The following is a 10,981-nucleotide window of genomic DNA, read 5'->3' as shown; positions in this document are numbered from 1 at the left end:
CGGTCCGGGGGTGGGGCCCTTGCTCCCCCCCCCGCGCGGCGGGGGGGGGGTGGGGGCGGGGGGGCCCCGCGTCCCCCCCCTCGGCGCCCGGCCCCGGGGGGCGGGCGCTCGCCGCGCACGTGGCCGCCGGCCGCGACCCCAACCTGGTCGACGACCTGGCCCTGTACGCGCAGGACCTCGACGCGGCCGCCGCCGTCGTGCGCGCCGCGGGGCACGAACGGCTGGTGGTGCTCGGGCACTCGACAGGCGGGCTGATCGCCCCGCTGTGGGCGAACGGACGGCCAGGCCGGGCCGACGCGCTGGTGCTGAACAGCCCGTGGCTGGAGCTCAACGAGAGCTGGCTGATGCGCGGCCCGGCGACCTGGGCGATCGACGTGGTGGGGCGGTTCGCGCCTCGGCTCGCCGTGGGCTCGCTCGGGGAGCACTACGGCACGGCCCTGCACCGCGAGACGGGCGGCGAGTGGGACTTCGACCTGGCGTGGAAGCCCCACGCCGGCTTCCCGGTCCGCGCCGGCTGGTTGCGCTCGGTGCGGCGCGCGCACCGTCGGGTCGCGCACGGCCTGGACCTGACGATCCCGATCCTCGTGCTGGCCTCCGACCGGTCCGGCCCGGCGCGGTCGTGGCACCCCGACCTGGTGACCACCGACTCCGTGCTCGACGTCGTGCACATCCGCGACCGCGCCCCACGTCTGGGCAGGGACGTCACGGTGCGGACCGTCGCCGGCGGCGCGCACGACCTCGCCCTCTCACCACAGCCCGCCCGCGACACGTACCTCGTCACCGTCCTCGACTGGGTCGAGTCGCTCCCGTAACCACCGGCCCGCGCGTCTAGAGCCATGTCCGATTCCCGCTAGCCCGAGACGCCGGGCTCGCGTGAGGATGAGGACATGACGACGACAGCGCGGCCCAGCACCCCGGCCCAGACCGCGAGGACGGAGGACCCGCAGGTCTTCGCGGAGCGGTACCGGGCGATCGCGGCCCGCGACACCCGGTTCGACGGGCAGTTCTTCACGGCCGTGCGCTCCACCGGTATCTACTGCCGCCCGTCGTGCCCCGCACGCACGCCCAAGCCGGAGAACGTCACCTTCTACGTCACGTCGGCGGCGGCGCACGAGGCCGGCTTCCGCGCCTGCAAGCGCTGCCTGCCCGAGGCCGCGCCCGGGACCCCGGCCTGGGACCTGCGCCACGACCTCGCGGGGCGCGCGATGCGGCTCATCGCGGACGGCGTCGTCGACCGCGAGGGGACGGACGGGCTCGCCGCCCGCCTCGGGTACAGCGCGCGGCACGTGCACCGGATGCTGTCGGCGGAGCTCGGCGCCGGCCCTCTCGCCCTCGCCCGTGCCCAGCGGGCGCAGACGGCCCGCAGCCTGGTCGTCGGGTCCGACATGCCGCTCGCGGACGTCGCGTTCGCCGCCGGCTTCGGCTCGATCCGCCAGTTCAACGACACCGTCGCCGAGGTCTTCGACACCACGCCGAGCGACCTGCGCGCCCGCGCCCGACGCCGTCCCACCGCCGTCCCACGCGCGAGCGCTCGCGTCGTGCCGCCCGGTACCGCGGGCGAGCAGGTGCTCGCCGGCGGTGCGGCGTCCGGGGCGGGCGGGGAGGTCGCCCGGGTCCGGCTCGACCTCGAGCTGCCGGTCCGCGAGCCGTACGACGCCCGCGGGGTGGTGGCGTTCCTCACGGCCCGCGCCGTCGACGGCGTGGAGGTCGCCGACCTCTCCGGCGCGGACGTGCGGTACGCCCGCACGCTGCGACTGCCCCACGGCCCGGGCGCGGCCGAGGTCGTCGCGGGGCCCGGCGTCGGGCGCGGGCGGGTGGCGGTGCGGCTGGAGCTCGCGTCCGCCGCGGACGTCTCCGTCGCGGTGGCGCGGCTGCGCCGGCTGCTCGACCTCGACGCCGACCCGGCCGCCGTCGACACCACCCTCGCCGACGACCCCGCCCTCGCGCCGCTCGTCGCCCGCACCCCCGGGCTGCGCGTCCCCGGGACGGTGGACCCGCACGAGATCGTGGTGCGCGCCATCGTCGGCCAGCAGATCAGCGTGGCCGCGGCCCGCACCCACCTGGGCCGGCTCGCCGCCGGCGCGGGCAGCGCCTACGACTCGGCAGTGCCCGGCCTGACCCGCCTGTTCCCGACGCCCGCCCAGGTCGCGGCGTCGGCAGCCGACCACCTGCGCCTGCCCGCCCGGTCGCTGGCCACCGTCACGGACACGGCCCGCGCGCTCGACGACGGCTCCCTCGCCGTCGGCGTGGGCGACGACGGCGACGAGCTGCGCGCCGCGCTCGTCGCCCGGCGCGGCATCGGCCCGTGGACCGCGGCGTACGTGGCGATGCGGGTGCTGCGCGACCCGGACGCCTGGCTCGACGGCGACGTCGCCCTCCTCGCGGGCGCTGCCGCCGCGGGCATCGACCTGCCCGGCGTGCCCGACGACGCACCGCGTGCCGCCCGATCCCGCGCCCTCGCCGCCCGCGCGGAGCGGTGGGCGCCCTGGCGCTCGTACGCCGCCATGCACCTGTGGCGCGCCGCCCTCCCGCCGACCAGGCGGTAACGCACCTTCTCGACCCGCTTTCCGGGTACAACCACCTGTTCGGCATCCGACATCACGGAGAGAAACCATGTCTGCTCGGACCACCACCCTGACCACCCCCGACGGCCCGTTCACCGTCGTCGTCGCACCCGACGGCACGGTGCTCGCCTCCGGCTGGACGACGGACGCGGACGCGCTGGTCGGGCTCACCCACCCCGACGTCCGGCCCGCCGCGACCGTCCCCGTGCCGGACGACGACCCGGCGGTCGCGCCCGCCGTCGCCGCGGTGCGCGCCTACTACGCCGGCGACGTGCGCGCGATCGACGCCGTCCCCGTCCGGCAGGTGTCCGGCCCGTACCGCGCGCACGCGTGGGACGTGCTGCGCACGGTCGACGCCGGCGAGCCGGTGACGTACACCCGCTACGCCGAGCTGTCTGGACGGCCCGCCGCCGTCCGCGCGGCCGCCGGCGCGTGCGCGATGAACGCGGCCGCCCTCTTCGTCCCGTGCCACCGGGTGCTGCGGACCGACGGCAGCCTCGGCGGCTTCCGGTACGGCCTCGACGTCAAGCGCAGCCTCCTCGCGCACGAGGCCCAGCATGCCTCCGCCGGAACGTCATCGAGCGTGCTGACTTGATCCTCAAACGGCGAGTTTGAGGATCAAGTCAGCACGGACGATGCCGGACGGGTCAGGGGCGGCGTCACACCAGCGACGGCTCCTCCGGGGTCGAGACGGTGAAGACGGCACCGGCGATGACGGGCACCCGGGTGGCGGCCCGCTCGAGGTCGTCCAGCCGCCGGGCGACGTTCGACTCGGGCTCGTTGCCGCTGAGGTCGACGCTCGCGACGAGGTACAGGGACCGCGGCCCGACGTACTCCAGCCGCAGGTAGGTCACACGCTCCACCTGCGGCATGGTGACGAGGTGCGCCAGCACGGCGGCCCGGGTCTCGGGCCGGGCCGCCTCGCCGACGAGGAAGCGGCGGTTGCGGTCCACCAGGACGAGGGACACCACGGCCAGGACGACGCCCACGACGATCGACCCGAGGGCGTCCGGCACGGGCGACCCGGTGAGCTGGTGGGCGAGCACACCGGCGAACGCGACGACGAGCCCGACGAGCGCCGCGGCGTCCTCCGCGAAGACGGCCCGCAGCGTCGGGTCGGACGTGACGAGCACGTGGTGCAGCACGTCGTGCTCCGCCTTCTTCGCCTCCGCGCGCGCCTGCCGGCTGGCCTGGAGGAACGACACGCCCTCGAGCACGAACGCCACGCCGAGCACGGCGTAGGCGACGCCGTAGTCGCTGGCGGGCTCGGGGTGCACCAGCTCCTGGATGCCGTGCGTGATGGACACGCCCGCGCCGACGGCGAACAGGCCGATGGCCGCGAACATGGACCACACGTACGCCTCGCGTCCGAAGCCGAGCGGGTGCAGGTGGTCGGCGGGGCGGCGGGAGCGTCGGTCGGCGACGAGCAGGAAGATCTCGTTGCCGGTGTCCGCCCACGAGTGCACGGCCTCGGCGAGCATGGACGCCGAGCCGGTGATCACGGCCGCCGCGGTCTTCGCGGCGGCGACGACGGCGTTCGCGACGAACGCGATGACCACCGTGAGCGTGCTCTCGCCGCCGGCGGTGTCCTGCACGACGCGCGGGCTGACGCCCGGGTGCGGCGGGGCGGCACCGGGCTCGGGCTCGGCAGGCCGCGCGAGCGCGGCGAACGGGTCGGGCTGGGCCGGACCGCCGGCGGGGTGCTCGTCGGGTCGCCCGGTGGAGGGCCCGGCAGCTGGACCGGCAGGAGGATCGACAGGGGGCTCGGCAGGGCGCATGCGCCCGGTCTACCAGCCGAGGGTCAGTCGGGCTCGCCGAACTCGTTGGGGCGCAGGTCCTGCGGGTCGACCTTGCCGGTGCGGAAGCCGGCCCGTCCCACCATGTGCGCGGCGACGGGGGACGTCGCCAGCTGGAACGCGACGACCAGCACGAGCATCGCGACGGCCGACCAGCTGCGCACGCGCAGCGCGAGCGCCGCGAGCATGAGCACCAGCCCCAGCACCTGCGGCTTGGTGACGGTGTGCATGCGGGCGAGGAGCGACGGGAACCGGACCAGCCCGACGCCCGCGGCGAGGGTGAGGAAGGCCCCGGCGAGCAGGCACACGGCGGCGACCGTGTCGGCGATCGTGGTCCACACGCCCGGTTCGACTTGGGTCATCGCGAGCCACCCCCTTCGTCCTCCGGCTCGGCCTCGGCGCCGCGCGGCCCGTCTCGCTGCTCGCCGCGGGGCACGTCGGCGGCCCGCGCCTGGGCCGCGACCTCCTCCGGCGTGCGGACCCGCCACTCGCCGTCGGGCTCCTTCGCGGCGAACCGCGACATCGTCACCGAGCCGACGAAGCCGACCATGGAGAGCGCGACGAGGATGGGGATGGTCTCGGTGCGTCGCGACCAGAACGCCTCGATGGCGATGGCACCCACCAGCGTGATGGTGAGGGCGTCGAGGGCGACGGCGCGGTCGAGCATGGACGGACCGCGCTCGACCCGGACCAGCGCGAGCATCGCCGCGACGGCCACGAGCACGGCCGCCGCGATCACGGCGGCGAGGATCATGCGTCCCCCTTTCCACGTCCGGTGTGCACGGCACCCGCGGTGTCGTCGTCGGACGCGAGCCCGCAGCGGGCGAGCAGCGACCTGCTGGCGAACGCACGCAGCACGCGCTCCTCGAGCGCGAGCGTGTCACGACGCACCGCCTCCGGCCCGCCGGCGCCCTGGATGTCGAGCACGTGCAGGTAGACGACGCCGGTGCTGCGCCGCGCCTCGACGACGAGCGACCCGGGCACCAACGACGACATCACCGCCGTGATGGTGAGGTACGCGTCCTCGGGGTTGCGCAGCCGCACCGCGACGATCGCGCCCTGCGGCGTCGGACCGGGCCGGACGGCGGTCCACGCGACCTCGAACGACGCGAGGAACAGGTCGGAGACGAACCTGCCCACCAGGACGGCGGCGGGCCACGGCCGCACCGTGCCGTGCATCGTGACGTCGGGGAGCGGGAACAGCGTGACCACGACGGCGGCGATCAGGGCGCCGGCGATGACGTTGGCCCACGACAGGTCGCCCCACAGCAGCACCCAGATCACGGTCAGCAGCGTGAGCGCGTGCCACTGCGAACCCAGCCCTCGCAGCAGCTCGGCGGGTCGTCGGCGCGGGTACGGGCTCACCGGTCACCTCCGCCGTGGCCGTCGTCGCTCACCGCGACGGACTCCCCCTGGCCGCGGTCCGCCCCGCCGGGGAAGACGGCGTCCACGTACGTGTGTCCGTCCATCGACGCGGTGGCGGCACGCTCCGCGTAGCCGTACAGCGGGCCGGCGACGACGGTGAGCAGCAGGCCGAAGGCGACGAGCGCCCCCGTGGGCCACACCATCCCGCGCGGCAGCGGCACGTCGGACTCGATCTCCTTCGACGGCGCCTGCCAGAACGCCTTGTTCCACGCCTTGACGATCGCGTAGAGCGTGAGCAGCGACGTCACGACCGACCCCACGACCAGCACCCACGCGAGCCCCGTCCCGACGCGCGCCCCCTCGGTGAGCAGCCCCACCTTGCCCAGGAACCCCGACAGCGGCGGGATGCCGGCGAGGTTCAGCGCGGGCACGAAGAACAGCACGGCCAACCCTGGCGCGAGCTTCGCCAGGCCGCCGAGGCGGTCGAGCGACGTCGAGCCGCCCCGCCACTCGACGAGCCCGACGACGAGGAACAGCGCCGTCTGGACAGAGATGTGGTGCACCACGTAGTACACGGCCGCCGCCGTGCCCGCCTCGGTGGCCAGCGCGATGCCGAAGATCATGTAGCCGATGTGGCTGACGAGGGTGAACGACAGCAGACGTTTGACGTCGTTCTGCGCCACGGCGCCCAGGATGCCGATGACCATCGTCAGCAGCGCCAGCACCATGAGCACCTGGTCCACGGTGGGGTTGTCCGGGAACAGCAGGGTCTGCGTGCGCAGGATGGAGTACACCCCCACCTTGGTGAGCAGGCCGGCGAACACGGCCGTGACCGGCGCCGGCGCCGTCGGGTAGGAGTCGGGCAGCCACGCGGACAGCGGGAAGATCGCGGCCTTGATCCCGAACGCGAGCAGCAGCAGGAGCTGCAGCGCGGTGCGCACCGTGGGGTCGATGTCCGGCAGCCGCTCCGCGAGCTGCGCCATGTTCACCGTGCCGGTCGCGCCGTAGATCAGCGCGATCGCCGTGAGGAACAGCAGCGACGACATGAGCGTGACGATGATGTACACGGACCCGGCCCGGACGCGCTCGGCCGTCCCCCCGAGGGTCAGCAGCACCGCCGACGACGCGAGCAGGATCTCGAAGCCGACGTACAGGTTGAACAGGTCGCCGGTGAGGAACGCGTTCGCCACGCCCGCGGCCAGGATCAGGAACGTCGGGTGGAAGATCGCGACGGGGATCGGGTCGCCGCGCCTGCCCTCCGGGTCGTCGTCGCCCTCGGGGACGCCCTGGCCCAGGGAGTACAGGAGCACGCACAGCAGCATCACGAACGAGACCGTGAGCATCACCGCCGAGATGCGGTCGGCCACCAGGTCGATGCCGACGGGCACCGCCCAGCTGCCCACCTCGACGACGATCGGCCCGGAGTCGGCGGCGAACAGCAGCCCCACGGACGCGGCGAGGGCGGCAGCGAGCGCCGTCACGCTGATGATGCGCTGCACGCGGGCGTGCCGGTGCAGGGCGAGCGTGAGACCGGCCGCGAACAGCGGCAGCATGACCGGCAGCGGCACGAGCGTCTCGACGGACCACGGCATCACGGGCGCTCCTCAGTGTCCGTGCCGCCCGTGCCGCCCGTGCCGGGCGCGCCGCCCGCGTCGTGCGTCGGCCCGGTCCTGCGGTCGGCCCGGCGCTCGCGGCGGTCGTCGTCGCTGTCGTCGACGTCGTCGTGCGCGTCGGCGGCTTCCTCGTCGAGCGTCTGGTCGAGCTCGGTGTCGTCGGCGTCCTCGAACGCGGGCGCGTTGAGGGCGGCGTGCCGGGCGACGCGGCGGTCCTCGACGTCGTCCGCGACCTCGTCGTGCCCGTGCAGCTGCCAGGACCGGTAGGCCAGGGCCAGCACGAACGCGGTGAGCGCGAGCGTGATGACGATCGAGGTGAGCACCATCGCCTGCGCCAGCGGGTCGCTCATGCGTACGCCGTCGGGGGCGTTGCCGATGATCGGCGACGCCCCGGAGCGGCCGCCCATGACCAGCAGCATGAGGTTGACGCCGTTGCCGATGAGCACGAAGCCGAGCAGCACGCGCGTGAGCGGGCGCTCCAGCATCAGGTAGACGCCGGTCGCGAAGAGCACGCCGATCGCGAGGACCAGCACGGCGGAGGGGGTGTTCTCGAGGACGGTCATCGGGTTGCCTCCTCGTGCCGGGCGTCGTCTGCCGGGTCGGGCGTGCCGGGCGCGGCGACCTCGCCGACGAGGGTGCGTGCGGGCAGCGGGCCCTGCCGGTCGATCTCGGCGCCGAGCGTGCGCAGCAGGTCGAGCACCAGCCCGACGACGACGAGCATCACGCCGATGTCGAAGAACAGCGACGTCACGAGGTGGATCTCGCCGAGGACGGGAGCGTGCAGGTTGAGGACGGTGCTCTGCAGCACCTCCTGCCCGGCGACGAGCGTGGCGAGCCCGACGCCGGCGGAGAGGAACAGGCCGGTGCCGAGCAGCACGCCGGGGCTGACGGGCGCGGCTTCACCGAGCTCGTACCGCCCGCCCGCGAGGTAGCGCACGGTGAACGCGATGCCCATGACGAGCCCTGCGGCGAAGCCCCCGCCCGGCGCGTTGTGCCCGCTGAACAGCAGGAACAGGGCGAAAACGATCATGGCGTGGAAGATGACGCGGGTGATGACCTCGAACATCACGGACCGTCGCTCGGGCTCCATGGTGCTGCCGGCGGCGAGCCACACCCGCCGGGTGTGCGGGTCGGGCCGGCTGACCTCCTCCACGCGGGACAGGCGCAGCACCTCTCCGCTGCGCTGGCGCAGGAAGATGAGCGACGCGACGCCGGTCGCCGCGACGAGCAGGACGGAGATCTCGCCGACGGTGTCCCAGGCGCGGATGTCCACCAGGGTCACGTTGACGATGTTCTTGCCGCCGCCCCACGTGTACGCCTCGTCGGGGAAGTGGGTGCTGATGGGCGTGGCCACCCGCACGAGCGGGGCGGCGACGGTCAGCGCCATCATCACGAGCCCGGTCACGACGCCCAGCACCAGCCGCACCCAGCGGCTCGCGGCGAGCGGCCGGTCGGTGAAGTACGGCGGCATGCGTCGCAGCACCAGCACCATCACGACCAGCGTGATCGTCTCGCAGAGCACCTGCGTGAGGGCGAGGTCGGGGGCGCCGTGCAGCATGAACAGCGTCGCGTTGGCGTACCCCGCGACGCCCACGAGCACCACGGCCTTGAGGCGGCGGCGCGCGCGGGCGGCGAGCACGCAGGAGATCGCGATGATCGCGACGACGGCGGCGTCGGCCGGACGGTCCCACGCCACGACCTGCAGGCCCGGCGTGCCGCCGACCAGACCGGTGGCGATCACCGCGCCGGGGGCGACGGCGAGCACCACGAGGATCATGCCGAGGTAGACCGGCAGGGAACCGCGCTGCGTGGCGGCGGTGACGTCGGCGGCCAGGTCGTCCAGGCGGCGCATGGTGCGCCGGTAGGTGACCTCGGCGCTGCGCGGCGACCAGAAGAAGTCCTGGGCCCGCTCCACCCGGGACCGCTGCCAGAAGAGCACGAAGCCGGCGAGGAGCACGAGCACGGTCAGCGCGAGCACGGGCGTGAACCCGCCCCACAGCGTCAGGTGGCCCGCGTCGCCCGTCGGGTAGAGGTCCGCGTACGGGGCGAGCAGCCGCTCCCCGACGGCCGGCACGAGCCCGACGGCGAGGCCGAGGGCCGCGAGCACCAGGGGCGGGGTGACGAGCAGCCACGGCTGCCGCCGCACGGGCGTCGCCGACGCGGGCTCCGCCGCGGCGTCGCGCGTCGTCGCCTCCCCGCGCACGGCCTCCGCCCCCGGGCGCCGCTTCGTGCCGAACGCGCCCCACACGAACCGCAGGCCGTACGCCACCGTGAGGGCGGACCCCACCACGAGCGCGACCAGCGCGACCGCCTCGACGGTCCCGGCGCCGTGCGTGACGTCGTGCCACAGGCCCTCGAGCGCGGCCTCCTTGGCGACGTACCCGGCGAACGGCGGGAACCCGATCATCGACGCGGTCGCGAGCACGCCGGCCGTCGCGGTGAACGGCATCGTCCGCCACAGGCCGGAGAGCTTGCGCAGGTCACGCGTGCCGGTGGCGACGTCGACCGCCCCGACGACGAGGAACAGCGCCGCCTTGAACATGGCGTGCGCGCCGAGCATGGCCAGGCCGGCGAGCGCGAGCGCCTTCGAGCCGAGCCCGAGCAGCAGGATGATCAGGCCGAGCTGGGAGACGGTGCCGAACGCGAGGACCAGCTTGAGGTCGTGCTGGCGCAGCGCCTGGTAGCCGCCCAGCAGGAGGGTGCCGCCGCCCAGGACCAGGACCAGCCACCGCCACACGGGCAGGTCGGCGAACGCCGGGGCGAAGCGGGCCACCAGGTAGACGCCGGCCTTCACCATGGCCGCGGCGTGCAGGTAGGCGGACACCGGCGTCGGGGCGGCCATGGCCGCAGGGAGCCAGAAGTGGAAGGGGATGAGCGCGGACTTGGTCGCCGCGCCCGCCAGCAGGCAGACCGCCGCCCAGGTGACGGCGGTGCCCGACGGCGGGTCCGCGACGAGCTCCGACACGCGCCAGGTGTCGCCGGCGACGCCGAGGATGATGAGCCCCACGAGCATCGCGAGCCCGCCCGCCGTCGTGACGACGATGGCCTGCATCGCTGCGCGGCGGGAGGCCTTGCGGTCGGCGTAGTGGCCGATCAGCAGGTAGGAGAAGACGGTGGTGAGCTCCCAGAACACGAACAGGAGCAGCAGGTCGTCTGCGACGACCAGGCCGACCATCGCGGCGGCGAAGGCCGTCAGGACGGCCGCGAACCGCCCCAGCCCGAGGGCGTCGCGCGCGAAGTAGGCCGAGCAGTACAGGAGGACGAGGGCGCCGACGCCGCCGACCACGAGCAGCATGAACCACGCCAGCGTGTCGAACTGCAGGGTGATCGAGAGGTTGAGGCCGGGGACCCACGGCACCTGGGTGGTCGGGAAGTCTCCCGCCGTGACCCGGGGGGTCATCGCGAGCGCGTAGGCCGCCGCCGAGGCCGGCCCGAGGGCCAGCACCCAGAACGCCCGTCTGCCCAGCCATGCCACCAGAGCCGGCGCCGCGAGGGCCAGCAGGAAGGTGAAGAGCAGCACTGGGAGCACAGCACTCCGTCCGGTCGAGGGGCGGGGCGATGCCCTTTACCTTACCGGCAACAAGCGATGGTCCCGGTGCGAACGAGCTGACACGTGCGTGTGACCCGGGCCGCTCCCCGCCCT

Annotated in this window: 10 protein-coding genes; 3 read left to right on the top strand and 7 right to left on the bottom strand. The window is 74.5% G+C overall.

Annotated elements, in window-relative coordinates:
• Positions 1 to 119: 119 nt before the first annotated feature.
• The 3 genes from ACFT55_RS15485 to ACFT55_RS15475 all read left to right on the top strand — a co-directional run bounded on the left by ACFT55_RS15485 (position 120) and on the right by ACFT55_RS15475 (position 3,159).
• On the top strand, positions 120 to 812 hold the full coding sequence (locus ACFT55_RS15485) for an alpha/beta hydrolase (RefSeq protein WP_380244733.1): 693 nt from the start codon (positions 120 to 122) through the stop codon (positions 810 to 812).
• A gap of 75 nt (positions 813 to 887) precedes the next feature.
• A complete protein-coding gene (locus ACFT55_RS15480; RefSeq protein WP_380244732.1) occupies positions 888 to 2,546 on the top strand; it encodes an AlkA N-terminal domain-containing protein in 1,659 nt (552 codons plus the stop codon).
• 67 nt (positions 2,547 to 2,613) lie between these two features.
• Positions 2,614 to 3,159: a methylated-DNA--[protein]-cysteine S-methyltransferase gene (locus ACFT55_RS15475; protein WP_380244731.1), complete on the top strand. Its 546-nt coding sequence runs from the start codon at positions 2,614 to 2,616 to the stop codon at positions 3,157 to 3,159.
• Positions 3,160 to 3,223: 64 nt separating this feature from the next.
• On the opposite strand, the gene ACFT55_RS15470 is transcribed toward ACFT55_RS15475, so the two are convergent.
• From ACFT55_RS15470 to ACFT55_RS15440, 7 genes are read right to left on the bottom strand one after another with little or no spacing between them, the layout of a single operon-like run.
• Positions 3,224 to 4,342 carry a cation diffusion facilitator family transporter gene (locus tag ACFT55_RS15470; protein ID WP_380244730.1) on the bottom strand — a complete coding sequence of 373 codons (1,119 nt, stop codon included), beginning with the start codon at positions 4,340 to 4,342 and terminating at the stop codon, positions 3,224 to 3,226.
• A 23-nt stretch (positions 4,343 to 4,365) separates the two neighbouring features.
• Complete coding sequence (gene mnhG / locus ACFT55_RS15465) at positions 4,366 to 4,722, bottom strand: monovalent cation/H(+) antiporter subunit G (protein ID WP_380244729.1); 357 nt, start codon at positions 4,720 to 4,722, stop codon at positions 4,366 to 4,368.
• Positions 4,719 to 5,114, bottom strand: coding sequence for a monovalent cation/H+ antiporter complex subunit F (locus ACFT55_RS15460; protein WP_380244728.1), 396 nt, complete (start codon positions 5,112 to 5,114; stop codon positions 4,719 to 4,721). The genes mnhG and ACFT55_RS15460 overlap by 4 nt, the downstream gene beginning before the upstream one ends.
• Positions 5,111 to 5,725 carry a Na+/H+ antiporter subunit E gene (locus tag ACFT55_RS15455; protein ID WP_380244727.1) on the bottom strand — a complete coding sequence of 205 codons (615 nt, stop codon included), beginning with the start codon at positions 5,723 to 5,725 and terminating at the stop codon, positions 5,111 to 5,113. Before ACFT55_RS15455 ends, ACFT55_RS15460 begins: the two co-directional genes overlap by 4 nt.
• Positions 5,722 to 7,317, bottom strand: coding sequence for a Na+/H+ antiporter subunit D (locus ACFT55_RS15450; RefSeq protein ID WP_380244726.1), 1,596 nt, complete (start codon positions 7,315 to 7,317; stop codon positions 5,722 to 5,724). Before ACFT55_RS15450 ends, ACFT55_RS15455 begins: the two co-directional genes overlap by 4 nt.
• Positions 7,317 to 7,901, bottom strand: a complete 585-nt coding sequence (locus tag ACFT55_RS15445; protein ID WP_380244725.1) for a Na(+)/H(+) antiporter subunit C — start codon at positions 7,899 to 7,901, stop codon at positions 7,317 to 7,319. The genes ACFT55_RS15450 and ACFT55_RS15445 overlap by 1 nt, the downstream gene beginning before the upstream one ends.
• Positions 7,898 to 10,867 (bottom strand): Na+/H+ antiporter subunit A, encoded by a 2,970-nt coding sequence (locus tag ACFT55_RS15440; protein WP_380244724.1) that lies wholly within the window; start codon positions 10,865 to 10,867, stop codon positions 7,898 to 7,900. Before ACFT55_RS15440 ends, ACFT55_RS15445 begins: the two co-directional genes overlap by 4 nt.
• Positions 10,868 to 10,981 lie beyond the last annotated feature (114 nt).

Source organism: Isoptericola sp. NPDC057191, from assembly GCF_042670225.1.
Classification (GTDB): domain Bacteria; phylum Actinomycetota; class Actinomycetes; order Actinomycetales; family Cellulomonadaceae; genus Isoptericola.
Note: the sequence above shows the minus strand (reverse complement) of the source record. Positions and strands in the feature narration are given on the sequence as shown.